Source organism: Streptomyces sp. NPDC050534 (assembly GCF_044457745.1).
GTDB lineage: Bacteria > Actinomycetota > Actinomycetes > Streptomycetales > Streptomycetaceae > Streptomyces.
Map to the genome: position 1 here is coordinate 344,917 of NZ_JBITHF010000009.1, position 25,977 is coordinate 370,893.

22 protein-coding genes are annotated in these 25,977 nt (G+C 71.4%); 10 read left to right on the plus strand and 12 right to left on the minus strand.

Annotated elements, in window-relative coordinates:
- The first annotated feature begins 140 nt into the window (after window positions 1–140).
- The 3 genes from ACIBN2_RS29475 to ACIBN2_RS29485 all read left to right on the plus strand — a co-directional run bounded on the left by ACIBN2_RS29475 (window position 141) and on the right by ACIBN2_RS29485 (window position 4,703).
- The gene (locus tag ACIBN2_RS29475; protein WP_399138766.1) at window positions 141–1,838 is read left to right on the plus strand and encodes a stealth family protein; all 1,698 of its coding nucleotides are present in this window, start codon (window positions 141–143) and stop codon (window positions 1,836–1,838) included.
- Between the two features lie 12 nt (window positions 1,839–1,850).
- Window positions 1,851–3,698 carry a stealth family protein gene (locus tag ACIBN2_RS29480; RefSeq protein ID WP_399138767.1) on the plus strand — a complete coding sequence of 616 codons (1,848 nt, stop codon included), beginning with the start codon at window positions 1,851–1,853 and terminating at the stop codon, window positions 3,696–3,698.
- Window positions 3,699–4,118: 420 nt separating this feature from the next.
- Entirely contained in the window at window positions 4,119–4,703 is a 585-nt protein-coding gene (locus ACIBN2_RS29485; protein ID WP_399138769.1) for a BlaI/MecI/CopY family transcriptional regulator, read from the plus strand.
- 64 nt (window positions 4,704–4,767) lie between these two features.
- Here ACIBN2_RS29485 and ACIBN2_RS29490 read toward each other — a convergent pair whose 3' ends face one another.
- A complete protein-coding gene (locus tag ACIBN2_RS29490) occupies window positions 4,768–5,112 on the minus strand; it encodes a DUF1330 domain-containing protein (RefSeq protein ID WP_399138770.1) in 345 nt (114 codons plus the stop codon).
- 186 nt (window positions 5,113–5,298) lie between these two features.
- Here ACIBN2_RS29490 and ACIBN2_RS29495 point away from each other — a divergent pair, with 186 nt between their 5' ends.
- Entirely contained in the window at window positions 5,299–6,492 is a 1,194-nt protein-coding gene (locus ACIBN2_RS29495) for an FAD-dependent monooxygenase (protein WP_399138772.1), read from the plus strand.
- 7 nt (window positions 6,493–6,499) lie between these two features.
- Here the strand turns inward: ACIBN2_RS29495 and ACIBN2_RS29500 are convergent, their stop codons facing one another.
- The 10 genes from ACIBN2_RS29500 to ACIBN2_RS29545 all read right to left on the minus strand — a co-directional run bounded on the left by ACIBN2_RS29500 (window position 6,500) and on the right by ACIBN2_RS29545 (window position 16,475).
- Window positions 6,500–7,714 (minus strand): cytochrome P450, encoded by a 1,215-nt coding sequence (locus tag ACIBN2_RS29500; RefSeq protein WP_399138773.1) that lies wholly within the window; start codon window positions 7,712–7,714, stop codon window positions 6,500–6,502.
- A gap of 38 nt (window positions 7,715–7,752) precedes the next feature.
- Window positions 7,753–8,739, minus strand: a complete 987-nt coding sequence (locus ACIBN2_RS29505; RefSeq protein WP_399138775.1) for a PDR/VanB family oxidoreductase — start codon at window positions 8,737–8,739, stop codon at window positions 7,753–7,755.
- Between the two features lie 107 nt (window positions 8,740–8,846).
- Window positions 8,847–9,614, minus strand: a complete 768-nt coding sequence (locus ACIBN2_RS29510; RefSeq protein WP_399138776.1) for an IclR family transcriptional regulator — start codon at window positions 9,612–9,614, stop codon at window positions 8,847–8,849.
- Between the two features lie 63 nt (window positions 9,615–9,677).
- Entirely contained in the window at window positions 9,678–10,490 is an 813-nt protein-coding gene (locus tag ACIBN2_RS29515; protein ID WP_399138778.1) for a DUF4097 family beta strand repeat-containing protein, read from the minus strand.
- Window positions 10,487–11,407: a peptidoglycan-binding protein gene (locus ACIBN2_RS29520; RefSeq protein WP_399138780.1), complete on the minus strand. Its 921-nt coding sequence runs from the start codon at window positions 11,405–11,407 to the stop codon at window positions 10,487–10,489. The genes ACIBN2_RS29515 and ACIBN2_RS29520 overlap by 4 nt, the downstream gene beginning before the upstream one ends.
- Before the next feature lie 117 nt (window positions 11,408–11,524).
- Complete coding sequence (locus ACIBN2_RS29525; protein ID WP_399138782.1) at window positions 11,525–12,127, minus strand: phosphatase PAP2 family protein; 603 nt, start codon at window positions 12,125–12,127, stop codon at window positions 11,525–11,527.
- Window positions 12,120–13,499 carry a diacylglycerol/lipid kinase family protein gene (locus ACIBN2_RS29530; RefSeq protein WP_399138784.1) on the minus strand — a complete coding sequence of 460 codons (1,380 nt, stop codon included), beginning with the start codon at window positions 13,497–13,499 and terminating at the stop codon, window positions 12,120–12,122. The genes ACIBN2_RS29525 and ACIBN2_RS29530 overlap by 8 nt, the downstream gene beginning before the upstream one ends.
- 115 nt (window positions 13,500–13,614) lie before the next feature.
- Complete coding sequence (locus ACIBN2_RS29535) at window positions 13,615–14,190, minus strand: transcriptional regulator (RefSeq protein WP_399138786.1); 576 nt, start codon at window positions 14,188–14,190, stop codon at window positions 13,615–13,617.
- Window positions 14,191–14,334: 144 nt separating this feature from the next.
- Window positions 14,335–14,991, minus strand: a complete 657-nt coding sequence (locus ACIBN2_RS29540) for a class I SAM-dependent methyltransferase (protein ID WP_399138788.1) — start codon at window positions 14,989–14,991, stop codon at window positions 14,335–14,337.
- A gap of 59 nt (window positions 14,992–15,050) precedes the next feature.
- A complete protein-coding gene (locus tag ACIBN2_RS29545; RefSeq protein WP_399138789.1) occupies window positions 15,051–16,475 on the minus strand; it encodes an MFS transporter in 1,425 nt (474 codons plus the stop codon).
- 215 nt (window positions 16,476–16,690) lie between these two features.
- On the opposite strand from ACIBN2_RS29545, the gene ACIBN2_RS29550 reads away from it, so the two are divergent.
- The 4 genes from ACIBN2_RS29550 to ACIBN2_RS29565 all read left to right on the plus strand — a co-directional run bounded on the left by ACIBN2_RS29550 (window position 16,691) and on the right by ACIBN2_RS29565 (window position 22,249).
- On the plus strand, window positions 16,691–18,523 hold the full coding sequence (locus tag ACIBN2_RS29550; RefSeq protein WP_399138791.1) for a glycoside hydrolase family 15 protein: 1,833 nt from the start codon (window positions 16,691–16,693) through the stop codon (window positions 18,521–18,523).
- 154 nt (window positions 18,524–18,677) lie between these two features.
- Window positions 18,678–21,344, plus strand: a complete 2,667-nt coding sequence (locus tag ACIBN2_RS29555) for a LuxR C-terminal-related transcriptional regulator (RefSeq protein WP_399138792.1) — start codon at window positions 18,678–18,680, stop codon at window positions 21,342–21,344.
- Between the two features lie 82 nt (window positions 21,345–21,426).
- Window positions 21,427–21,945, plus strand: coding sequence for a hypothetical protein (locus tag ACIBN2_RS29560; protein ID WP_399138794.1), 519 nt, complete (start codon window positions 21,427–21,429; stop codon window positions 21,943–21,945).
- Between the two features lie 103 nt (window positions 21,946–22,048).
- Window positions 22,049–22,249, plus strand: coding sequence for a hypothetical protein (locus ACIBN2_RS29565; protein WP_399138795.1), 201 nt, complete (start codon window positions 22,049–22,051; stop codon window positions 22,247–22,249).
- Window positions 22,250–22,260: 11 nt separating this feature from the next.
- On the opposite strand, the gene ACIBN2_RS29570 is transcribed toward ACIBN2_RS29565, so the two are convergent.
- Window positions 22,261–23,664, minus strand: a complete 1,404-nt coding sequence (locus tag ACIBN2_RS29570) for a DUF2252 domain-containing protein (protein WP_399138797.1) — start codon at window positions 23,662–23,664, stop codon at window positions 22,261–22,263.
- A gap of 224 nt (window positions 23,665–23,888) precedes the next feature.
- Here ACIBN2_RS29570 and ACIBN2_RS29575 point away from each other — a divergent pair, with 224 nt between their 5' ends.
- Both ACIBN2_RS29575 and ACIBN2_RS29580 read left to right on the plus strand, forming a co-directional pair.
- On the plus strand, window positions 23,889–24,584 hold the full coding sequence (locus ACIBN2_RS29575; RefSeq protein WP_399138798.1) for an HdeD family acid-resistance protein: 696 nt from the start codon (window positions 23,889–23,891) through the stop codon (window positions 24,582–24,584).
- A 37-nt stretch (window positions 24,585–24,621) separates the two neighbouring features.
- Window positions 24,622–25,974, plus strand: coding sequence for a hypothetical protein (locus tag ACIBN2_RS29580; protein WP_399138800.1), 1,353 nt, complete (start codon window positions 24,622–24,624; stop codon window positions 25,972–25,974).
- Window positions 25,975–25,977 lie beyond the last annotated feature (3 nt).

Consider the following 25,977-nt stretch of genomic DNA (forward strand, 5'->3'; position numbering starts at 1 on the left):
AAGTACCGACTAGCACGGCAAGTAAAGAGCCGGCTATGAGCGACGTTAACTTTCGGAGATATCTCGTACAACCTTTCGTCACATGCGCGGGTCTCGTTAACGCAAGTGTGTGTTGAGGTTGGTGAAGAGGAGCTCAGAAGGTGACCGTGCGCTCTTTTGCCCGGCGGATGCGGCCCCGAGTCGAGCGGAAGGCCGCCGAGCGGGTATGGCAGTTGCGCACCATGCGAAGACGCCGGCAGGCCGCGGTCACGGACCCGGTCCTGCGCCCGGTGGCGGTGCGCGGCCAGCAGCTCTACGGCCGGGTCGTGTCCGCCTTCACCGCGGCCGGGGCCGCCGCCTCCAACCTCGGTCTGGTCGTGGCCGCGCTGGAGCAGGAAGGTATCCCCTACTTCCTGCTGCCGGCCGCGCGTACGCGTTACACGGTCGGCGTGAACGCCGTCGACCGGGAGCGGTTCCTCGCCGCCCTCGAGACGCAGAACGCGGGCAAGGCCGTCTTCATCGGCAGGCCGCTGCCCGGCGGCAAGCTCCGCCACCCTGCCCTGTTCATGGACGGCGTGCTGCCGACCCCGCTGCGCACCGCGCCCGCGCTGCGGATCGGCGAGAACCACCTGGGGCCCAAGGGCCAGTTGCTCTCCGGGCCGGAACTCGCCTGCGACGTCGAGTTCTGGGAGGACGGGGCGCAGCTCCTCGCCTCCGCCGACGGCCCCCGGCGCCTCGCCAAGGTCCAGCCGCAGGCGTCCGAGGACGTCTTCGCCGAGTCCCTGATCGCGCCCCGCAGCAACGGCATCGCCGACGTACTGCCGGTGTCCGAGCAGAAGCCGGCCACCGTGCAGGTCGGCGACCGCGAGCTGCCGAGCTTCGTCCCGTTCACCCGGCCGACCGTGAACGACGTGACCTTCCCCGTCGACGTCGTCTACACCTGGGTCGACGGCGAGGAGCCGGAGATGCGGGCGAAGCGGGCCCGCTTCCAGGGCCGGGGCACCGCCGAGATCCTGGACAAGGAGACCAACGCCTCCCGCTACACCAGCCATGACGAACTGAAGTACTCGCTGCGCTCGCTCGCGATGTACGCGGACTTCGTGCGCCACATCTACATCGTCACCGACGGCCAGAAGCCGCACTGGCTCGACGACCGGGCCGAGGGCATCACCGTCGTCGACCACCGCGACATCTTCCCGCCGGACGTCCTGCCGGTGTTCAACTCCCACGCCATCGAGACCCGGTTGCACCACATCGAGGGCCTGTCGGACCACTACCTGTACTTCAACGACGACGTGTTCGTCGGCCGCCGGGTCACCGCGGAGCACTTCTTCCACGGCAGCGGGCTCATGAAGGTCCCGGTCTCCCCGCTCAAGATCGGCATCGGCAAACCGCACGCCGAGGAGACGGCCACCAACTCCGCCAGCAAGAACGTCCGGCGGCTGCTGATGGAGAAGTTCGGGCGGATGACGACGAACAACTTCATGCACACCCCGCTGCCGCAGCAGCGCGAGACCCTGCAGACGCTCGAGGAGCTCTTCGCCGAGGACATCCGCCGCACCACCGCGACCCGTTTCCGCTCCCCGCAGGACATCGCCATGACGGCGCCGCTGCTCTACCAGTACGCGCTGATGACCGGCCGCGGTGTACCGGGCACCTTCAGCTTCCGGTACGTCAACATCAGCCGCCCGGACGCCGAGGCGCGCCTCGACGATCTGCGCCGCAACCGCCGCTTCGACTTCTTCTGCCTCAACGACGTCGACGTGCCGCCGGAGGAGCGCGAGCAGGTCGGCGTCCGCATGGGCGAGTTCCTCGACCATTACTTCCCCTTCCCCAGCCCCTTCGAGAAGCGGAACTGACGGGGTCGCGGCATGGAAATCCGCCACCACTTCGCCGGGCCCGCGGGCCTGCGAGCCGTCTGGGAGCTGCTGGTCCTGCTCCGGCTCCAGCTCTCGGCCCGGCTGTGGACACTGCGCAGGGCACGGGCCCGACGGCGCCTGCGGGCCACCCTCCCCGGACTGCGCCGGACCACCCTCGGACCGGTGCGGCTGTACGGGCCCACGGTCGCCGCCTATACGGCCGCGGACGCCGCCGAAGCCGACCTCGAGCGGGTGTGCACCCTGCTGGACTCGATCGGGGTCCCGTACTTCCTCGTCCCCTCCGACCCCGACGGCAGGGCGCCTCGGCCGGTGATCGGCGTCGAGGAGACGTACCGCGACGCGGTCCTCGCCCGCGCGGCGCAGCGCTTCGCGCACACCGCGGAGTACGTCGGCGCCTTAGGGCGGGACGGAACGGTGACGCATGCGGTCCTCTGGGCCGACGGCAAGCTGCCCCGGGCCATGAGGCGGGCGGCCGTGCTCCGCACCGGCGTGCTGCGCCTCGGCCCCGAGGGGCAGGTGCTCAGCGGTCTTGAGGCGGGCTGTGACATCGAGTTCTGGCGCCGCGGCCGGGACCTGGCCACGGCACCGGGCTCCGACCCCTCCTGGCTCACCGTGCCCGGCCGCCAGCTGGCCGACGTCTACGGCCCGGCGCTCGTCGCGCCGCGCCGCAACGCCGTCTCGGAGGTCCTGCCCGTGGCGGCGCAGCAGCCGGCCACCGTGACGGGCCCACGCCGCAGCGTGCCGACGTTCGCGGCCTTCGCCGAGACGGGCATCGACGAGGTCCGCTTCCCCGTGGACGTCGTCTACACCTGGGTCGACGGGGACGACCCCACGATGGCCGCGAAGCGCCGCGCGTACCAGGAGCTCTCCGGCAATGTCATCGCCCCGCGCGAGACCGGTGCGTCCCGCTACACCAGTCATGACGAACTGCGGTACGCGCTGCGGTCGTTGGACATGTACGCCGGGTTCGTCCGGCACGTCTACCTCGTGACCGACGCGCAGATCCCCGACTGGCTGGACCCCGACGCGCAGGGCCTGACGGTCGTCGACCACCGGGACATCCTCCCGGCCGAGGCGCTCCCCGTGTTCAACTCCCATGCGATAGAGAGCAGGCTGCACCACATTCCGGGCCTGTCGGACCACTACCTCTACTTCAACGACGACGTCTTCATCAACCGTCCGGTGCGGGCGGAGCACTTCTTCCACGGCAACGGGATCGCCCGCATCCCCCTGTCCCCGCTGAAACTCGGACTGGGTTCCCCGCACCCGCTCGAACCGGCGCCCAACTCCGCCGGCAAGAACGCGCGCGAGGTGATCAGTCGGTTCCACGGCAGATACGTCACCCACAAGTCGCTGCACACCCCGCACCCCCAACTGCTGTCCGTCATGCGGGAGATGGAGGATCTCGGCATCGAGGAGCTCGAGCACACCGCGTTCTCGCGCTTTCGCTCGACCTCCGACGTCGCCCCGGCGTCCACACTCCACCATCACTGGGCGATCGCGACGGGACGGGCCGTCCCGGCCCAGTACCGCTTCCGCTACGTCCAGTTGGGCACCCCGGACATGCGGCGCCGCTTGGCCCGTCTCGCGGCCGGCGAGGACATCGACTTCTTCTGCCTCAACGACGTGGACACGCCTCCGGCAGCCCGGGCGGCGGCCCGGTCCGCCATCCACAGTTTCCTGGAGCGCAAGTTCCCCTTCCCGAGCCGCTTCGAGGGGGCCTCCCGACCCCTCGCCCATGCGATGGCACCACGCATGACGAAGCTTCCGCGCCAGGTGAGTCCTGAGGAGGCGCGGCGTCATGACGGGGGTTTCCAGCGCGAAGGTCAGAACCAGTAGCGTGGTGGCCTGGGCCGATTACGGGGGACGATGGTGTACATGGCAATCGCAGGTGCGGCCCTGGTGGCCGTGCTGACTCTGGCGATCACGGTACTGGTACGGCGCGACCGCCGTCGGATGCCGCTCGATCCCGACGGACATCGGATCGAGGCCGCAGCCTCCCGGGGCCTTCGGGACGCACGCCGGCAGGCTCATGCGTATCACCATTTCGCCGATACCAACGGGGTCAGCGCACTCAGGGACCGGGACTCGCGGTCGCAGTGATCGGCGATTCGCCGGAAGCCGTCAAAAACACCGTTCCCGGGAGGAACAGGCCGGGTCAGGCGTCCGTAAAATTTCTACGCCGCACTCGTTCGGCGTGAGGGGGTGCGGTCCACGGCGCCGGCTGCGTCGGCCGTGGCGTCGAGAAAGGTCAACTCCATGTCCCAGCCCCCCGCCTCCAGTGAACTGACCTCACAGTATGCCGCCCAGGTGATCGGCGACCTCGAACGCAATGTCAAGGAGCAAGATCGCGTCGGCGCCGAAATCGCCGAACTGCAAGGGCAGTTGGCCGCGCTGCAACACGACCACACCGTACTCCTGAACATGCAGCAGGCCCTCGGTATCACTCCCGGACCCGCCGAGCCGGCCGCCGTGCCCGCCGCCCCGGGCACCAAGACCCGGGCCAAGAAGGCAGGCACCTCGCCCCGCCGCGCCACATCCCGCAAGTCAGCCGCCAAGAAGACCCGCCCCGCGACCGAGACATCCGCTCGGCCCACGCTGGTCGACCTGGTCCGCGGTCACCTCGCCGAGGAGGGCGAGCCGCGTTCCACCGCCGAGATCACCGCCGCCCTCAACGAGACCCAACCCGGCCGGACCATCAAGAAGACCGTCGTACGCACCACGGTCGAAGGTCTCGTGGCCAAGGGGCTTGTGCAGCGGTCCAAGCAGGGCAGCTCCGTGTACTACACCACCCCTGAAGCGGACCGGTCCGCCGGTACCCAGCCTGAGCACGACACCGAATAGCCACCGAAGAACCACCTGACAGGCACCGAGCGGCGGCACCCCTGCTCCGCTCCGCCCAGCGCGGTCAGCCGGACAGCCCCGCCCTCATCGCCTGCGCTGTCGCCGTCGCGTCGTAGTCCTCCCCCACGCCCGGCACCAGGATGATGTCCCCGGCGATGTGCCGTGAACGAAGCGGCGCGATCTCCTGGTAGGCGGCCGAGTCCCACCAGGCCCGCGCCTCCCCCATCGACGGAAAGCCGATCACCACCACGTGCCCGGGCCACGACCCCTCCTTCACGTCGTGCTGCGCCCCGTGCACCAGGAAGCGGCCGCCGTACGGGGCGAAGGTGGCCGTGATGCGCTCGATGTACTCGGCGATCTCCGGATGCGGCGCGGCTTCCCGCAGGTGAGCTATCGCGTAGGCAGACATGACGTCCCTTCCGGCGGTTCCGACTGGTTACACCGAGGATCGTCACACCCCGCGTGCTCAGGGTCGATGACCCCAGAGGTAATGAGCCCCGCGTGCGTCGCAGGTGTTCTCAACAGGCCGGGACACCCGCGAGGATCGGGACAGTGGCAGCACCGGAGTATCACCTGGGGTAGGAGGAGTCGATCCATGCCCGCTCGCCCGCACGGCCCGCGGATCGCCATCGTCGGGGGCGGCATCGGCGGTCTGGCCGCCGCCGCCTTCCTGCGCCGCGCGGGGATGACCGCCACCGTCCACGAGCAGGCACCCGAGCTCACCGAGGTCGGCGCCGGGCTCGTCGTGGCTCCCAATGCCGTACGGCTGCTGCGGCGCCTCGACGTGATGGACGCGTTCCTCCGCCGGGCCGTGGCACTGGAGTGGGGGTGGGAATTCCGTCGCTGGGCGGACGGCGGCGTGCTGTCGGTGGAGAAGCTGACCGATGTGTGCGAGCAGCTCTACGGCGAACGCACCTACGTCATCCACCGGTCCGACCTGCTGGACACCGTCAGATCCGCGGTGCCCAGCGCTTGGATTCGGCTGGGCGAGCGGTGCACCTCGGTCGAGGCGGCCCCGGACGACGTGCTGCTGAACTTCGCGGACGGCAGCCACGCCCAGGCCGACGTGGTCATCGGCGCCGACGGCGTGCACTCCGTCGTCCGCGGCGCACTGGCCCGCCGTACGCGCCCGCAGTACTCCGGCGTCTGCGCCTTCCGCACCCTCGTGCCCGCTCATGCCGCACCGGCCTTCGCCCTGCGGCCGGCGCAGACGATCTGGCTCGGGCCCGGCCGGCACTTCGTGCACTACCCGATCGGCGGCGGCAGCGCCGTCAACGTGGTCGCCTTCGCGCCCGCAGGGGACTACACCGACGAGTCCTGGAGTGCGACGGCCACCACCGAGGAGTTCCACGCCGAGTTCGCCGACTGGGACCCCCGGGTGACCGACCTGATCGCGGCGGGCGCAGTGCCGGGACGCTGGGCGCTGCTGGACCGTTCGCCCCTGCGGCAATGGAGCCGGGGGCGGGTCACGCTGCTCGGTGACGCGGCGCACCCCATGTTCCCCTTCTTCGCGCAGGGCGCGGCCCAGTCCATCGAGGACGCCGCCGTACTGGCACGCTGCCTCGCCGCGTCCCCGGACGACCCCGAACAGGCCCTGAGACGCTACGAGTCGGCGCGTATCCCGCGCACCACGCGCCTGCAGGAGATCAGTCACGCCCGACGGGACGTGAACCATCTGCCGGACGGACCCGAGCAGGAGACGCGCGACACGGCGCTCGCCGCATCCGACCCCCTCGTCACGGCCGGCTGGATCTACGGCCACGACGCCGAGGCCGCGCTCACCACGTGAGCGGCGCTCACGCGACCGGTTGGACGCGCAGGGGCAGTGAAGTCCACGACCGCAGGGTGTTGTTGGGGTGGCGGCGTGGAGTGCCGGTGAGTTCGAATCGGTCGACGCGCCTCACCAGTGCGGTCAGCAGCGCCTCCGCCTCCAGGCGGGCCACATGCTGGCCGACGCACTGATGGATGCCCATGCCGAAGCCGACGTGCCCCGACGGGTCACGGGTGAGGTCGAAGCGGTCGGGGTCGGTCCAGCGGGCCGGATCGCGGTTGGCCGCACCCAGGAACATGAGGATCTTCGCGTCCTTGGGGACGATGGTCCCGGCGACGGCGACGTCGGTGGCGGCGGTACGGAAGAAGGTCTGCACCGGCGACTGCCAGCGGACCGCCTCATCGAACGCAACGCGCGCCAACTCCGGTCGCTCGCACAGCCGTTGCCACTCCTCGGGGTGTGTGGCGAAGGCGTACAGACACGCCGCCAGGCCGTGCACCGTCGTGTCGACGCCGGCGGTGAGGAGCGATCGCACCACCAACGGCGCCTGCTCGTGCGTGAGATCGCCGCGGTCGGCGGCCTCCCAGATCCGTGCGCCGAAGCCGTCCTCGCTCAACGCGTCACGGTCGCACCGAGCGTTCACCCACGCCGACAGCTCGGCCACCCGGTGGGCGTCGGCGGCGACAAGCTCGTTGCGCGGGCCGAAGGCGTTGAAGGCCATGGTGCCGTAGGGCAGGAGCTTCTCCCGGCCCTGTGGACCGAGGCCCACCGCGTCCGGGAAGGCCCGCAGCGGGAAGGCTTCCGCGAGCATCGTGAAGCCGTCGAACTCGGCCGACTCCGCGAGGACTTGGTCGACCAGCTCCTCGGCCACGAGGTGCCACCTCTCGCGCAGACGGCGCAGTGCGGGCGGGGCGAGGATCTCGCGCAGCACCCGGCGTGGGGCGTCGTGCCGGGGCGGGTCGGCCTCCAGGAGCACGCTCGGTGGCCGCCAGGGCTTTTCGCGGCGGAAGTCGGAGAGGCCCACGCCCGCACCCGACTCGAAGCGCTGCCAGTCCACCAGCGCCGCGTGCACCTGCTCGTAGCGGGCCAGCGCGTACACGTCGTAGCGCGAGAGGTACACGACCGGACCCGTCTCGCGCAGGGCTCGGTGCAGCGGTTCGGGGTCCAGCAGGGTCTCGGGGGCGAACGGGTCGGCGTCGCTGACGGGCGGCACGACGGCACGCTCCAAAGCCTCGGTCATCGCGGCTCCTTGAAGGTCTCGAAGGAAGGGACGTGGTCTCAGAGATCGAGCACGAGGCGGTCGCCCCGGGAACGCGACACGCACGGGAGCATGCAGTCGTTCGCCGAGCGTTCGTGGTCGGCGAGCACCGAGTCCCGGTGCTCGGGCTCTCCCTCCAGTACGGGCGTGAGACAGGTGCCGCAGGTGCCCTGTTCGCAGGAGGACAGCACGTCCGCGCCGGCGCGGCGCACCGCCTCCAGCACCGAGACATCCGGGGTGACGGTGGTGGTGCGTCCGGTGCGCCGCAGTTCGACCTCGAAGGGAACGCTGCGTACGGGAGCGCTCTGCGCGTCGGCGGTGAAGCGCTCGACCCGCAGGGTGTACGGCGGCCAGGCGGCGCAGGCCGCTTCGACGGCGGCGAGCAGCGGTGCGGGGCCGCAGCAGTACACCTTGGTGCCGGTGCGCGGCGTGCCCAGCCGGGCCGCCAGGTCCAGCAGGCCGAACTCGTCCTGGGGGACGAGCCGCACCCGCTCGCCGTGGGTGGCCGTCAGCTCCTCGCGGAACGCCATCGAGGACCGTGTGCGGCCGCCGTACAGCAACTGCCAGCCGGTGCCCAGCAGTTCGGCCTGGTGCACCATGGGCAGCAGCGGGGTGATGCCGATGCCGCCCGCGATGAAGAGGTACGTCCGCGACGGCACGAGGGGGAAGTGGTTGCGCGGGCCGCCCACGCCCACGCGGTCGCCCGGACTCAACTGGTCGTGCACGTAGGCGGATCCGCCCCGGCCCGCCGGCTCTCGCAGTACGGCGATCCGGTAGGTGTGCGCGTCCCAGCGGTCACCGCACAGGGAGTACTGCCGGGTCGTGCCGTCCGGCAGGCTCAGGTCGATGTGCGAGCCCGGCGTCCAGTCCGGCAGCCGGGAGCCGTCCGGGTGCGCGAGGGTGAGGGACACCACGCCGTCGGCGACCGGTTCCTTGGCGGTGACGGTGAGGGTGGCCGCGTTCGCGACGCCCCTCGGCACCGGCAGCTCGACACTGTTCGCGACCACGTCGTCGCCTCCCGTCTCTGGCTTGCCAGGCAGGATGCGCGGCGGGGACACACCGTCGCGACGGCCTTCTCATTCAATGAGAGACGAATCATTCCGCGAAGGCCGCATCATCGAGTGAGGGACGACCTTCCGCCTGAACCCAGCGCACGGGAGACACCGCGGGCCGCGGTACGCACCACCGGTACGACGGAGGCGGCGCCGGCCTCGTTCGGGACGATCACGGCCAGCGCGGCCACCACCTCACCGCGGGCGTCGCGCACCGGCGCCGCGATGCCCAGGGCCTCCTCATGCACATAGCCCGGGCAGTAGGCGTATCCCTGGCGGCGGACCTCCGCGAGCACGGCCCGCAGTTGCGCGCCGGTGGCGGGGGTGTTCGGGGTGTAGCGCGGCAAGGGCCCGTCGAGCACCCGTTCCCGCAGGTCGGCGGGGCCGTGAGCGAGCAGGACCAGGCCGCTTGAGGAGGCGTGCAGCGGCAGGCGTCCGGCGATGCGGGTGTAGTTGATGACCGCGCCCGGTGCCGACAGCCGCTCCAGGAACAGCACTTCGTGGCCGTCGAGCACGCCGAGCTGGACGTGGTGGCCCACGACGTCGTGCACGCCCTCCATGAACGGCATCGCCGTGTCACGCAGCGACAGGGCGGGCGAGGCCCGGGTGGCCAGCTCCCACATGCGCACGCCGATGCGGACCCGGCGATCGGCGTCACGCGCCAGGAATCCGTACGAGACCAGCTCGGCCACCAGGCGCGACGCGGTCGCCACGTGCAGCCCCGTACGCCGGGAGATCTCCGAGACGGTCAGGGCGGACTCCTCCGCCGTGAACGCCTCGAAGATCCGCACGACCCTCGCCAGCACCGACTCGCCGTTCCGTGTCCTCACCCGGCCATCATCGCGGTGTTCCGTTCACCCCTAAGCGCTCGGGCGGCCCCGGCAGGTGAGCGCTCATTCCCGGCGTGCGGCCACGTCTCCGTTGACCGTGGTGAGCGTCATCGCGGGTCCGCGGGAGGCGTCCCGCGTGGGCACGGTCACCGTGGTGCGGCCGTTGACGGTCGACGCGGTGACCGCGTAGGCGGGGGCGTCGTCCGCGACGGTCACGTCGACCGAGCCGTTGGTGGTCGTCGCGGTGACGTGCGGCGGCGCGTCGTCACACGCGGCGACCACGTCCCCGTTCGTGGTGGTCGCGACCAGACGGCCCGCCTCGAGAGCCGTCGTGCGCACCGAGCCGTTGCGGGTGGACAGGCGTACCGCGCCGTCCCCGCGTCCCGAATCGGTCGCCGCCACATCGCCGTTGACGGTCGTGATGTCCAGTGCGGCCGCGATCCCGGCCACGTCGACGCCCGCGTTGCGGGCCCGGGCCGTCACATCCATGCCGTCCGGCACCCTGACGGAGGGCATGCGCGGGCATCCGCCGTCCTTCCCGGCCCCGTCCGCGCACGTGAGGTCGAGGACCCAGGTGTGGCCGCGATGGGACCAGTTCGCCTTGACCCCGTCGTCCACGGTCACGCGGTGGCCGTCGGTGGGGCGCAGCCGCAGCCCGTTGTCGGTCGTGACGACCAGCCGGCTTCCCGAGGACGCGACGGCCGGGCCGCCCGCCGACGCCGGCGCGTCCGCTCCCTGCCCGTGGTGATGCGCGCACGCCACACCTGCGGGGAGGACCGCCAGCACAACGGTCAACGTGAGCATGTGCCTTGCCGGCATCGCCTTCATGCCCGTACGGGTGCCCGGCCCGACCACCGTCATGACTCCCGGCGTCACGGCTCCTTCGTCTCGCCTTCCAGCGACGCCCGGGTCGCCGCGCCGTAGACGCCCGCCGGGTCGTTGAGGATGACGCGGGCGAGCTGGTAGGTGCGGACCGCGTTCTCGACCTGGCGGTCGAAGTCACCGTCGGCGTCCCCGTCGTAGAAGCCGATCTGCTTCAGCCGGAGCTGGAGTTCGACGACCTCGGGGCCCTTGTCGCCGTAGCGGAGGACGGGGTCCTCGCCGCCCGGCCCGGTCGGTGCGGGCGCGCCCGTCGCCGTGGCGGTGGTGGCGGCCGTGGGCACGCTCGCGCTCGGGTCGCCGGGGGCGGCCGGGATGCCCCGGCCCGCGGACGAGGTGGCGCTCGGTGAGGGGGTCGTCGAGGTCACGGACGCGGACGCCGAAGGCGCCGTCCGGGAGGGGTCCGCCGACGAAGAAGCATCCCCGGAGGAGCGCTGGGCGGGCAGGCCCGCCCGGACACCGCTCGACGCGGAGTCGTCCCGCGCCGGGCTGTCGTACCAGAAGACGCCCCCTATGACTCCCCCGGTCACCAGGACGGCAACGGCGGCTCCGCCACCGGCGACCAGCAGCGACCGCGGGCGTCGTCTGCGGCTCGGGACACCGTCGGAAGGGGGCTGCGCGGGGAGTTCGTCGAGGGCATCGGGAGCGCCCGGTATGTGCGTGCCGTCCAACAGCCCTGTGCTGCCGACCTGTTGTGTCTCCTCGGCGGCTGTCTCGGCGGGCCCGGAGTCGACGTCGATGGCCACGAACGGCCGTATGCGCACGAGGTCGAAGTCCTCCGCCGCCGCCACCTCGGCCGAACGTGTCTCGCGGCGGGCTTCGGCGGCGCGGTGGGTGCACGAGCAGGTGGGGGTCCCGTCCGCTGCCCGGAGTTGGCCGCATTCCGGACAGTTCGGGCCTGCTAAATCGCTCACACGTTTCCCCTCTCCGTACGAGCTCCAGATCTTAGACAGGTTTCCCCCACGAAACCTTCATGATCCGGCGGAGAGTGGAATCCACGCGTCCTGGCAGCACAGCGGGCTGACGGGCCGCTACGGACAGCGAAAGAACGGAGCCTTCAGGCCGTCCCGGCCGGCAGCGGCGAGGACCGTCGCCGCCGCGGCGGTTCCGAGTACGGCACCGGCGATGACGTCGCCCGGATAGTGCACGCCCGTGTGGATGCGCGAGTAGCCGACGGCGCAGGCCAGCAGGCCCAGCGGCACCGTGGCGACCGGGAACGCGGGGCCGACGGCGGCGGCGAAGGCGACGGCCGAGGCCGTGTGCCCCGAGGGGAACGAGGCGGACGCGGGCATCGGCACATGGCGTCCCGGGAACGGCGAATCCTCCGCGCGGTGCGGCCGGGACCGGCGGACGAGGCGTTTGCCGAGCAGATTGGCGGTGGCCGACGCGACGCCGATCGCCGCGACGCCGAGGGCGGCGGCGCGGCGTGAGCTGCCGGGACGCACCGCAAGCGCCCCGGCGATCAGGAAGGAGATCTTGGAGTGGTCCGCGGCGGCGGACAGCTTGCGCAACGCGGCGTCCAGTGTGGGGGTGCTGGTGACCGTCACGGCCTCGTAGAGCGCCTGGTCGAGGGCGGCGAGGTCGCGCATCAGGCCTTGCGGTACCTGCTGTTCGGGCGGGCGGCGGTCAGCCATCGCTCTGCTCCTGGTTCTTCTCGTGCGGACGGGGTGCTCGGCCGAAGGCGAGACGGACGATGCGGCGCCAGTCGACCGAAGGGGCGACGTACGGGGCTCCGGGACGGTGCCTGGGCACCCGGACCCGGAGCACGCCGGGCCGCACGGTGCACACGACCGGCGTGGGCAGGGTGAGTGCCTCGCCGTCCAGGGCCACCGGGATGACCTCCTCGTCGGCCTCGACCACCACGCGGCGGGGCTTCAGGGTCGTGATGCCGCTCGCCCTTTCCCCGAGCAGCGCCAGTTCGGCGGCCTGGGCCGCGCCCCCGACCCGGACCGAGATCACACCGAGCCTGCCCGTGTCGAGCCTCGGTCTGCGTCCGCCGGTCAGGGGATCGGCGCGCGCGTAGGGGTTGTTGCTGACCAGTACGGCCTGCGGGGAGTCCAGCACCTCGTCGTCGGCGCGGGCCGTCAGGGTGGCGCCGGCCTCGCCCGTCAGCAGTTCGGGCAGTTGGTCGAGCGCCGTGATCGCCTTGGCGTCGCGGTAGTCGGGGCTCTGCACGATGTGCGCGTACGTGCCGAAGGAAGCCGTGTTGACGAAGGGCCGGCCGGCCACGTCTCCCAGGTCGACGCGGAGTTCCACGCCGTCCGACAGGGCGTCCAGGCTCTTCGACGGGTCGTCGCGGTCCAGGCCGAGGTCCATGGCGAAGTGGTTGCGGGTGCCGGCGGCCACGACCATGAAGGGCAGACGGTGCTCGGCGGCCACGGCCGCCACCAGGGCCTGGGTGCCGTCGCCGCCGGCCACACCGAGCAGGTCGGCGCCCTCGGCGACGGCCTGCCGGGCCAGCGCCACCGGGTCCGGGTCCTTGTCGAGGTCGAGCAGGATCACCCGGGCGCCCAGGGCCTCGGCCCGTTCCACCAGCCCGAAGCGGCCGACCTTTCCGCCGCCCGACCTGGGGTTCATGATCACCACGGCGCGGCGGGGTGCGCGGACGCTGCGGTGGTGCATGCCGCGCGGCTTACGCAGATGGCGCAGCGCGCTCCTCGCGCAGGCCAGCGCGACGGCCCAGCATGCGAGGGCCGCTGCCGCCACCACCCACAGACCCGAGATCGCGTACAGCACCAGGACGCCCACGGGGGCGGCGATCGCCAGCAGTGCGCCGAACAGACGGGCGATGCCACGGTGTGCCAGGGCCCACCAGAGACCGGCGCCGGCCAGGGCGAGTCCGGCGAGGCCGAGCAGCAGGATCAGCCACTGGCCGGCTCCGGCCACCACGGAGGCCACGGCTCCGGCGACGCACAGGAGCGCGAGCCGGGCCAGGGCGCGCGCCGACCGCACTGCTGCGCCGGTGGCGTCGGGCTGCGCCTCACTCGTCGTACGGGTTGCGTTCAATGTCGTAGGTCCCCGGTCGCGGCTGGATCGGACGGTGGTCGCGTGCTCCGCCTGTCCGGAGCGCCTGCCGTGCTGCTCCCGCGCCAAGGGCAGGATCTCGTAACCGGCGGAACTCTCACGCCGCGAATCCGATGTTGGTGACGTACTCGTACTCGCCCCACTGGCTGCCGAGGTCCACGGTGACGTCGTTGACCCAGGCGTCGTCGAGCGCCGCGTCGTCGTCCTCGGCCCAGGCCCGCACGATGCGGTCCCAGTGACGGACGTTGAGGGTGCGGTACTCGACCACACGCTGGCGGGGCCGGGGCACCTGGCTCTGGTTGAGCGGATGGAACTCGACACGGGTGCCGCGGCCTTCGCGGTTGAGGCGGGCGAGCAGGTACCGGGAGACGTTGTGGCGGCGCACGGTGCGGTACGCGGTCTCCACGCTCTGCAGGTTCTTCCGCGACGGGCTGCGGCGGCCGTCCAGCCATGCCTTGAGGGTGCGGTCGGTGACGGTGAGGCCCGCCTCCCGGGCCGCCTCACGCGCATGCTTGGTCCGTGTGAGGTAGTGCAGCCGCGCGATCAGGCCGCGATGCGTCGTCACCGGGGTGGCGACGAACCCGGCGAGCGCGTCGAGCCGCCGGCCCACGGCCTCATGCCCCTTGATGCCGCGAGCCCCGTACTGCCCGAACTCGAGATTCCTCTCCGGCACCTTCGTCTCCTCGCCCGACGGTGATGGACGGACCTGCACAAGTGTCCAATCCGACGCAGGCAGATGCTACAGGTGACGGCCGCGCATCGTGGCCCGGGCGACGCCGTGCCGGTGCACTTGCCTGCCCCATGCGGCTTCCCCGAGTCAGAACGCCCGGAACTCCCCGAAGGGCGGCTCGACGGCAGGGTCCGGCAGGCGGAGCGCCTTGCAGCGCGGGGTTTCGGCATGCACCGTCCACCCCAGGTTCCGTTCGTAGTAGCGCGCGGCGGCCCGTACCGGCGGGGCCAAGGCGTCGTCGAGGACGAGCAGGCCGCCGGGACGGACGATCTTGCGGAGGAAGTAGAGGTCGACGAAGACCTCGTGGAAGCGGTGACTGCCGTCCACGAAGGCCGCGTCGGCCACGAGTCCTTCGGTGAGGAGCTGCGGGAGCGCGATCGACGACGGGGTCCGGAGGAGCGAGACGATCGGCTTCAGGCCGGCCGAGTACAGCAGGTCGCGGCCGACGTTCGACCATTCGCTCTCCTGGAACGGATCGATGATGACGTGCCGGGGGTGCGGTGGATCGACCGTCGTCAGCGCCTCCCCGATCGCGAGCGCCGAGCTGCCGTACGCGAGGCCGATCTCGACGACCGTCTGCGCGCGCTCGGCGATCAGCAGGTCGCGCAGCCCGTCGCACTCGAGCCGCGGCAGCGTCACCGTCTCGAAGTCCGTCTCACGATGTCGTGTCCACGGAGGGCCCTCGTCCGCGAGGCGACGGCGCACCTCGCGGACCCGGGTCCTGCGTTCATGCATCGCCGCCATCTGCCCACAATCCCCCACCTGCGGATCAAATCACCCTGGAACAAGGAGAGTCGGGGCGGTCAAGCATGCGGTTCCGCGGTCGTGCTCTGCGGCGTCTGGGCCGGTGTGCGGCCCGCTTCCCGTGGGAGCCGTGCCGCGGCCGCGAGGCCGATGAGACCCGTCACGGCGATCGTGATCATCGCCGCGGCGTAGGCGCCCTTGGTCAGGCCGGACACCAGGATGGTGCCGGCGATGGCCGTGCCGAAGGAGGAGCCGAGGTTCGACACGCTGCGGGACAGTCCCGAGATCTCCCCCTGCTGTTCCTCCGGGAAGCTCGACTGCACGACGTTGACCGACGGGGTCAGCATGACGCCCAGGCCGAGCCCGATGAGCAGCAGCCCGGGGACGAAGGCCCAGGCGGTCGAGTAGGCACCGGCCAGGACGATCAGGACGACGATCCCGACGATGCTGACGGCGAATCCGCTCGTGATGAGCAGGCGCTGGGAGCGCCGTTTGGCCATGCGCTCTGCGCCCAGCGACGTGAGCAGCAGTCCCAGGGTGGCCGCGGTGAAGATGACCCCGGTCTGGATGGCGTCGTAATGCCGGACGACCTGGAGGTAGGCCGCGACCGTGAACGAGGTGCCCATGAGCATCAGCCACTGGACGTTCTGGGTGACGAGCCCGAGGTTGGAGACGCGGTCGCGGAACAGGGCGAGCGGCAGCAGCGGTTCCTCGCCGGCCGCCTCCTTGGCGCGGACGGACCGGAAGAACCACCAGAGCACGAGGGCGCCGAGAGCCACCAGGCCGATCATGAGCCAGATGTTGTTGTCGGTGGCCAGGATGCCCAGGACGACGAGGACGAGTCCGACGGCGACGAGCACCGCGCCCAACACGTCGAAGGAGGCGTCCGGATCGGGCGGCAGCGGATCGCTCATGCGCAGACTGAGCAGGACGATCACGGCGATGACCAGCGCCTGGAACACGAACGCCGCGCGCCAGCTGATGGCCGAGGTGATCAGGCCGCCGATCAGCGGCCCCGCCGCGGCGCCGATGCCGCCGAGCGCCATGATGACGCCGAAGGCGCGGGCACGGGAGGTCACTTCGGGGTACAGCAGCGTCGCGAGGATGTACACGGGCGGGATGAGCAGGGCGGTGCCGACGCCTTCGAAGAGGGAGTTGCCGAGGATCAGCACCCCGAGCCCCGGAGCGGCCGCGCTGAGCAGGGCGCCCACGGCGTAGATGACGAGGCCGGTCAGGAAGCAGCGCTTGCGCCCGTAACGTTCGGTCAGCTTGCCACCGGGGATCATCAACGCCGCCATCACCAGCAGGAATACGGTGATCGCCACCTGCACGCCCTGGACGGTGGTGTCCAGGTCCTTGCTGATGTCGTTGATCATCACGTTCATGTTGGAGCCGGCGAAGCTGCAGATGAACTGCGCGAGGGCCAGGGCGGCCAGCACACGCCGCTTGGCCGCCGTCCGCGTCGGCGCGATTGCCTCAGCCACTGCTGCCGCCCCCCTGGAGTCCTCCAACTCGACCACGTCCGGCAGGGATCGGTCATCGCCTGCCCAACCAAGAATTCAGCAGCCACCCCTGACACTGCCTCACCCACCGGGGGTGAAGCCGTCACCCTGCGGCGTTGCGAGGTTGGGCACACGTGAGCGGCGCGGTGCCGTGGCGCGAAGGTGCCCGGATCGCGCAGCGGGAGGGAGAGTGGCTCATGCGACGCTATGCCCCGATCGAGAATCACGGGCTGGTGGGAGACCTGCAGACGGCGGCGCTGGTCTCGTCCGAGGGAACGGTCGACTGGATGTGTGCGCCCAGGTTCGACTCGCCCAGCGTGTTCGCCTCGATCCTCGATCACGAGCACGGCGGGTACTTCAGCGTCACCGCCGACAGCCGGCGGCCTCCGGTCCAGCTGTACCTCCAGGACACAGCCGTGCTGGTGACCCGCTTCCTGGCCGAGGACGGGGTCGGCGAGGTGATCGACTTCATGCCGGTGGAACACCCCGAACGCCCTTCGGACACGCACCGCCTGGTCAGGATCTTCCGGGTGGCACGCGGACGGGTGCGCTTCTCACTCGAGTGCCGCCCCCGCTTCGACTACGGCCGCTCCGCGCACCGCCTGGAGACGGGTGAGGACGCCGTCAGGTTCCGGGGCAACGGGGTCCAGGCCGCGCTGCAGAGCGTCGGACCGGTGCGGTGGACCAGGGACGGCGACGACATTCTCGGTGAACTCACCATCGGACAGGGGGAGTTGGCCGCCGTCGTGCTGACAGTGGGGGGCACGCAGGACGTGCGGCTCGCTCCCGTCGGGCAGCCGGAGATCAGGGCGCTGTTCGCGCGGACCCGGGACTTCTGGCACGGCTGGATGCGCCGCAGCACCTACCACGGGCGCTGGCAGGACATGGTGAACCGGTCCGCCATCACCCTGAAGCTGCTCACCTACGCGCCCACCGGGGCGCCCGTCGCGGCGGCCACCATGGGGCTGCCCGAGCAGATCGGCGGCGGGCGCAACTGGGACTACCGCTACACCTGGGTCCGCGACGGCTCGCTGTCGGTCAGCGCCCTGCTGGGCCTCGGCTACGTCGAGGAGGCCGTGGCGTTCCGCCGCTGGCTGGGCGACCGGCTGCGGGCGGGCCGCACGGTCAGCGGTGAACCCCTCCAGATCATGTACCGGGTCGACGGCGATCCGGAACTGACGGAGGAGGTTCTCGACCACTTCGAGGGCTATCGCCAGTCGGCGCCGGTACGGGTCGGCAACGGCGCGGCCGGACAGCTCCAGCTCGACATCTACGGAGAGGCGGCGCTCGCCCTGGCCCAGTCCGTGGAGGACGTCGACGACGTGCCGCCGTACGACGGCTGGCAGGCCCTGGCGGGCGTGCTGGACTGGCTGGTGAAGGAGTGGGACCGGCCCGACGAGGGGATCTGGGAGACCCGGGGCGGCCAGAAGGACTTCACCTACAGCCGGCTGATGTGCTGGACCGCCTTCGACCGGGGGGTCCGGATGGCCCAGCACTACGCGCGGCCCGGCGACATCGCGCAGTGGACCACGGCCAGGGACGACATCCTGCGCCAGGTGATGGAGCGGGGCTGGAGCAGCCGGCGCCAGGCCTTCGTCCAGCAGTACGAGGACTCCACCCTGGACGCCTCCCTCCTGCTCATGCCCCGGGTCGGATTCATCTCGCCGACGGACCCGCGCTGGCTGTCCACCCTGGAGGCGATGGAGCGCGAGCTCGTCTCGGACAGCCTCGTGTACCGCTACGACCCGGCGGCCTCTCCGGACGGCCTGCGCGGCAGCGAGGGCACGTTCTCCCTGTGCAGCTTCCTCTACGTCGACGCGCTCGCGCGGTCGGGGAAGCTCGGCCCGGCCCGGTACGCCTTCGACAAAATGTTGACGTACGCCAACCATGCCGGTCTCTTCGCCGAGGAGGTCGGGCCGACGGGAGAGCAGCTCGGCAACTTCCCGCAGGCGTTCACCCACCTCGCGCTGATCACCGCCGCCCTCTCCCTCGACCACCACATGGACCGGGCCGGCCGGGTCGGCGCGTAGGGCCCGTGGTCCACGCCCTGTCCCTCGAGGAGGGCCGTTCGGCCAGGTGAAGGGACCTTCGGACCACGCTTGCCAGGCGTGTTCGCGAGAAGAATGCAACTCTGAGCGAAGGGGAGCGCCGCCCATGACCTGACCCACAGTGGTGGTGATTGCCGTGACTGATCGCGAGGGGCATCCGGCACCGGTCGAGCACCGTGCCGATCCGCTCGGGGACCCGTTTCTGCGGACGCGCTTCGCCCTGCCGACAAGACCCGCGACTTTCCTGTCGCGGCCACGGCTGACGAAGCACCTGGACCAGGCTCTGCGGACCCCTCTGACGATGGTCAACGGCTCGGCCGGAGCCGGGAAGACCCTGCTGGTCGCCGAATGGGCCGCCGATCTGGCGCGGCCGCTCGCCTGGCTCACCGTCGAGCCGGAGGAGGAGCGGCCCGGGATGTTCTGGGCGTACTTCCTCCATGCCCTGAGCGCGTCCGGCAACCCGCTGTCCGACCAGGTCGGCTGGCCGGCCGACGCGAACCATGTGAACCGCAGGGTGCTCTCGGCGATCGCGGAGGAGCTGGACGGGCGCAGCCCGGCGGTGACCGTCGTGCTCGACGAGTACGACCGCGTGACCGAGCCGGAGGTCGCGGAGCAGCTGGACTTCGTTCTGCAGCACGCCGGGCGGGGGCTGCACCTGGTGGTGGTCACCCGTACCGAGCCGATGCTGTCGCTGCACCGGTATCGGGCCGCCGGTGTCCTCACGGAGATCCGTGGCGCCGAGCTGGCCTTCACGCCCGAGGAGGCCGCGGCGCTGCTGGAGCGGCACGGGCTGCGGCTGCCCGTGGACACCGCGCGCTCCCTCGTGAACCGCACCCGTGGCTGGGCCGCCGGTCTGCGGCTGTGTGCCCTGGCCGCGCGGGAGAGCCCGGACCCGGAGACCTACCTGAAGGAGTTCGAGGCGGGCCGGAGCACCGTCGCGGACTTCCTGCTGGCCGAGGTGCTCAAGCGGCAGGCCCCGCAGACCCAGGACCTGCTGCTGCGCGTCAGCGTGCTGGAGCGTTTCTGCCCCGAGCTGGTGAACGCGCTGACCGGCCGGACCGACGCCGCACGCATCCTGGGCGAGCTGTGCCGGGAGAACGCGTTCGTCGAGCAGCTCGGGCACTCCTGGTACCGGCTGCACCCGCTGTTCGGCGAGATACTCCGGGCCCATCTGCGGGTGCGCTGCCCCAGTCTGGAGCCCGAGCTGCACCGGCGGGCCGCGCGGTGGCTGCAGCAGGCCGGATCGCTCCCGGAGACGCTCAGCCATGGCGCCGCCGCGGGTGACTGGGACTTCACCGCCGGTGCCCTCGTCGACGACCTGGCGATCGGGCAGTTCTTCACGGGCCTGCGCTCGGACGACCTGACCGAGCTGTTCTCCCGGATGGGGCCCGAGGCCACCGGCGCCGCGACCGATCTCGTACGGGCGGCGTGCGACCTCTCCCAGAGCGACCTCGATCGTGGGATGGCCCATCTGCAGCAGGCCGAGGAGCGGCTGGCCACGGACGCGGTCGATCCGGCGGCCGCGCAGCTGAGCTGTGCGCTGCTGGAGGCGCTGGCCGCCCGCCTGACCGGTTCCCCCGCGCGGGCCGAACGGGCCGCCGAGACTGCCGACGAGGTGCAGCCGGTGGTGCCCGCGCGTCTCCTGGCCAAGCATCCGGAACTCCCCGCCCTGCTGCTGACCCACCTGGGCTCCACGCGGGTGTGGGCGGGGCGGTTCGAGGACGCGCGCGCTCCCCTGTCCAAGGTGACCGGCAGTCCCGGCCGAGCCGCGACCGTACTCGCCCGTGAGGAGTCCATGGGCCACCTCGCGCTGATCGACTACCTCAACGGCTGGACGGGGCAGGCGGAGCACAAGGCCCAGGAGTCGGTGTCCGAGACGGAGCGGTTCAGCCTCTCCGGGCCGTCGGGCTCCGGGCTCGGGCGGGTCGTGCTGGCCGCCGTGGCGGTGGACCGCGATGAACTGGCCCGGGCGCAGGCTCTCCTCGACGAGGCGGCCGAGCTCCCGGCCTTGCTTCAGGACCCGGTGGTGGCCGCCCTGCGGGCCATCGTGACGGCCCGGCTCGAGCTGGCCCGGGGCAATCCGCGAGCCGCGGCCGAGGCGGCCGACCCGGACATCGCCGCCGCGGTGGCCTCTCCGTGGGCGGACAGCCACGAGACGCTGGTGACGTCGGCCGCCCACCTGGCCGAGGGCCGGTCCGAGACCGCCGTCGAGGGGCTGGCCATGCTGAGCGGCGACCAGCCCGCATGTGCCGTGGAGGCCGCCCGGATACAGCTCGCCGCCGGCCACGCGGATGTGGCGATCGAGCTCCTCGACAGCGTGACCGCCGCGGATTCCGCCGGTCCGGCGGTGACCGTCCGGGCGACGCTGGTGCGGGCCCAGGCCGCGTTCGCCGCCGCGGACACCCCGACCGCCCGCAGGCTGGTCGCGCAGGCCCTCCTCGACGCGCGGCACGACCTGCTGCGGCGCCCCTTCCTGGACGCCGGACGGTGGATCCGGCCCCTGCTGATCGCGCAGCCGCTGAGCCAGCTGGCGTCGGGATGGCTCGCGCCCCCTTCGTCGGCGTTCGGCGCCCTGAGCGGCCTCGGGACACCTCAGTGGCCGATCGTCGTGGAGGAACTGAGCGCCCGCGAGCTCGACGTTCTTCAGCGCCTGGCCCAGATGATGTCGACGCAGGAAATCGCCGCGGATCTGTTCGTGTCGGTGAACACGGTGAAGACGCACCTCAAGAGCCTGTACCGGAAGCTCGGGGTGAACCGTCGCAGCGACGCGGTGCATCGCGCGCGGGACATGCGGCTGCTCTGATCGCGGCGGCCCCGCCCGCGACGGGTGAGCCGCCGGTCTGCCGCCTCCGGTGCGATGGGAGTGGCTGACCGCGAGGAGCCCGATGTCCAGAACCGACCGGACCACCGTCCGTACCCGTGCGGCCGAGCGACGGGCCCACGCGGACTACACCGGGGGCGTGTACGGTTCCATGCTCGCCGCCTCGGTGGTGATCGGCGCCGGCACCCTGGGGTCGTTCCCGCGGCTGCAACTGGTGCTGCTGTTGCTGCTCACCAGCGGGGTGTTCTGGATCGGGCACGTGCACGCCCAGCTCTTCGGGGCGCGGCTGGCGCAGCAGCCCCTGGACCGCCACACGGTGCTCCACGTGTGCCGCGACGAGTGGCCCATCGTCAAGGCCGCCGTGCCGCCGGCCGTCGCGGTGGCGATCAGCCCGCTGCTGGCTCTGGACGAGCAGGGTGCCGTCTGGCTGGCGCTCTCCGTCGCGGTGGCGGGGCAGGTGGGGTGGTCCGTGGCCGCGGCACGGCGTGCCGGTGCCGCCTGGCGCCTCCTGACGGCCACCGCCTTGGTCAACCTGCTCCTGGGTCTGCTGATCCTCTCCTTCAAGATCATCCTGACGCATTGACCCGGGTCACACGTGCGGGGTGAGGCAAAGGTGGGCCGTCCGGGCGGACGATCGCAGAACGGGGCGCAGACCGCTTCCCCCAGCCCCCGTGGGAGTAGAGCTCATGCGCTACGAGATCCGAGTCGACGGACATATGTCGGAGACGCTGGCCAAGGCCTTCCCGGAGCTCGAGCACGTGTTGATGTCCGGTCAGACGGTCCTGTACGGGCCCGTCGTCGACGAGGCCCACCTGTACGGACTGCTGAGCCGCTTCCAGTCCCTGGGCCTGCACGTTCTGGAGATGAGGCAGCTGCCGGAGACGTGACGTCAGCGCGCTCACATGTCGTGGACGCTGACCCGGCCGGAGCTGGAGGCCGCTGCCAGTGCCTCGAAGTCGCGCTCGTTCAGATCGGCGTAGGACTGCGCGAACTCGGTGAGGGCGCGGTCGAAGCGGTCGGTGCCGCCCAGGTAGGCGGCGATGGCGATGGGGTCGCCGGAGCGGGCGTGGGCCCGGGCCAGGGAGGCGCCGCAGAGTTGGGCGAAGAGGCTCAGCAGGTCCGGCCCCATGGTCTCCGGCCGGGCGATGCCCTTCCAGTCGCGCAGCTGCCGTACGTAGAAGTCGCGCTCGTTCCCGTCGATGCCCAGCACATGGGTCCAGCCCAGGAAGATGTCGCTGGTGGTCTGGATCAGGCGCTGCCCGGTGACGACGCGGCGGCCCTGGTTGTCGTAGCGGTCGCCGCCCGTCTGGGCGGACAGCACCGACTCCTGGGCCTCCTTGGCCTGCAGCAGCAGCGGGTCCTCGTCGTCCCGGCCGCGCAGGAGCACGATCCAGCAGCGGGTGCCGACGCTGCCGACGCCCACCACCTTCCGGGCCATGTCGACCACGTGGTAGTGGCGCAGCAGATGCCGGCGTTCGGACGACAGGGTCGGCGCGTACCCCTCCAGGACGGTCTGGAGCGCCTTCTCCTCGTCCGCCGAACCGGACATCAGGTCCCTGAGAGGGGTGATCAGCGGCGGGTCCGGCGTGATCCGCCGGCCCTCGGCCGTGATGCGGGTGAGCTTCTCGAACGCCTGCATGCCGGTGCGGGTGCGGGCCTGTGCCGTGGCGCGAGCGGTACGGCGCTTGGCCTCCTTGTCCATCGACGAGGCCATCAGTTCCCGCAGCCGTTCGACGTCGTCCTGGGCGTACCAGATGTCCAGGGTGCGCATGCCCGCGAACTCGCGCATCCGCTCCCGGTAGGCCCGCACGCAGGCCCGTACGGCGGCGTTCTGCTGCTTGACGGAGAACCCGTTCGCCCGGCCCGCGATGGCGAAGCTGGTCGTCAGCCGCTTGACGTCCCACTCGAACGGCCCGGGCAGGGTTTCGTCGAAGTCGTTGATGTCGAAGACGAGATGCCGTTCCGGAGAGGCCAGCAGCCGGAAGTTCAGCAGGTGGGCGTCCCCGCAAAGCTGCACGCGCAGCCCGGAGTTGGGAGTGGGACCGAGGTCCGCGGCCATGATCGCCGCGGCACCGCGGTAGAAGCGGAACGGCGACTCGAGCATGCGGCTGTAGCGGATGGGCACGAGTTCGGTCACTCGAGTCGCCGACTGACGCTCTATCACCTCGATGGGGTCGAACCGGTCCGGGCCGGCCTCGAACCACCCGTGACACGAACGCGATGCACGGGACCGGGCGTTGCGGCCGATCGTCACGCGATCGGCGGGCGACAGGGCCGCGGTGAAGGAGTTCGGTACGGTCATGGCACAACCTCCTGGTCCGGTGCGGCAGTGGCCTGGAGATCGCTCATTCCGCCTCGCGCCTCGCAACGTCTCCGGTAACAGCCCACCGGTACGGCGTAGCAGGCGGATCACCCGGGACGGGTGACCCCGCCACCGGTACCACGGGGGACGCTGACTCCTGCGGTCCCCGCCCACCGCCCAGCCGGCGGTCCGGATCCGAACCGCTCGTCAAGCGAGGAGGAGCCATGACCATTCCCCGTGGTCCGGCACCGCGTACCGGGCCGGAGCACAGCCCCGACGGGGTGTCCGGCGGCCGGACACCTGGCCAGGCCGACGGTGCCGCGAAGGCGCTGGAACAGCTCGGCCGCTCCTGGACCTGGGTGCTGGCCTCCGCGATCATGACGCTCGTGCCGGGTGTCCTGGTGCTGGTCTGGCCGGACGAGACCCTGCACGTACTGGCCGTCCTGATCGGCCTGTACCTGCTGGTGAACGGGGCGTTCCGGTTCGTCGCGGTCTTCGCCGGCACCGGTCTCGTCGAGCGCATCGTCTCGCTGGCGATGTCCATCCTGTTCGTCCTGGCCGGTGTGCTGTGCCTGCGCAACCCGCTTCAGACCATCGCCGCGGTCTCGCTGATCGTCGGTGTGACCTGGCTCGTGACCGGGATCCTCACCCTCTATACGGCGATCGCCACCGAGGACATGCCGCACCGTGGCTTCGTGCTGGGGGTCGCCGTGATCGGCATCGTCGCCGGGATCGTCGTTCTGGCCATGCCGACCGAGTCGGCCCGCGCGCTGACCCGGCTGCTCGGCCTCTGGCTCGTGCTGCTCGGCATGGCCGAGTTGGTGCTCGCCTTCGCCTGGCGGGCCGCGCTGCGCAGGTCGGGACTCAAGGGCGGCATGGACCCCTCCGCGACCGACGGCGCGACGTCCCTCGGCAGTTGACCGAGACCGCAGGTGCGGAAACGACGACGGAGACCAGATGAATCCCCCTTCGACCTCTGTGACGCCGGATCCCGGTGCGGCCGCCGAGGCCCCACACGTGATGTCCGCCGCGGAACACGAGGAGTACGTGCGACTGCGGCGCGCCGCGACGGTACGCCACCGGCGGGCCCGCCGTGCGGGCGCCGTCGTCCTGCTGGTGCTGACGCTGGTGCTCGCGCCGCTCGCGCTCGTCGCGGCCTGGGTGCACGACGAGGTCGCCGACACCGGCCGGTACGTGCAGACCGTCAGGCCGCTGGCCTCGGATCCGGCCGTGCAGAAGGTCCTGATCAACCGGCTCACCGACCGGGTCGTGGCCAACATCGACGTCCAGGCGGTGACGAACGCCATCACGGACACGCTGCAGAAGAACGGGGCGCCGCCACGCGTGGTGCAGGGTTCCGAGTCCCTCACCGGGCCACTGCGCTCCGCGGTGCGCACCGTCGTGCAGCGCAATGTGAGTCGCGTGATCACCAGCGAGGCGTTCCAGGAAGCCTGGGTGGGTGCCAACCGGCGGGCACACGCCGCGGTGGTGAACATGCTCACCGGATCGCGTTCGGGCGCACTGCAGGCCAACGGCGACGCGATACAGCTCGACGTCGGAAACGTCGTGGACCAGGTGCGCCAGCGCCTCGTCGACGCGGGCTTCCAGAAGGCATCCGCCATCCCCAATGTCGACCGCACCATCACGCTGTTCAAGACCCAGCAGCTGGCCAAGGCGCAGAACGGCATGCGGCTGCTGGACATCGTCGGCACCTGGCTTCCGATACTGACCCTGGTGTTCGCGGCCCTCACCGTGTGGACCGCCCCGAACCACCGGCTGATGGTGATCATCGTCGGCATCGGTGTCGCCGTGATGGCGGTGCTCCTGCTGGTCGCCCTGGCCGTCGCACGACGGGTCTACCTCGACTCCGTCCCCTCGGCCACCCTGCCTCCCGATGCCGCCGCGGTCATCTTCGACACCTTCATCCGCTTCCTGCGCGCGAGCAGCCGCACGCTGCTCGTCGTCTCCCTGCTCGCGGCCCTCACCGCCTACCTCTACGGCCCCGGCCGGGTGGCTCGCGGTGTGCGGGGCGGGGCCGGGCGGGGAGCCACGGCCGCCGGACAGGGGCTGCGCCGCATCGGGATGAACACCGGTCTCACAGGGCGCTGGCTGTCCGCACACGAGGCGTGGACCGTCGGCGTCACCATCGGGGCGGGCGCCCTGGCCCTCGTCCTCTGGAACCGGCCCACCGTCGGCGCCGTGGTCCTCGTACTCGTCCTGGTCCTCGTCGCGCTGGCGATCGCGGCCGTGCTCGCGGCCGCGGGTCCCGCCCCCGACGCCGCCGACGAACCGGGGCACGCGGTCACGTGAGCC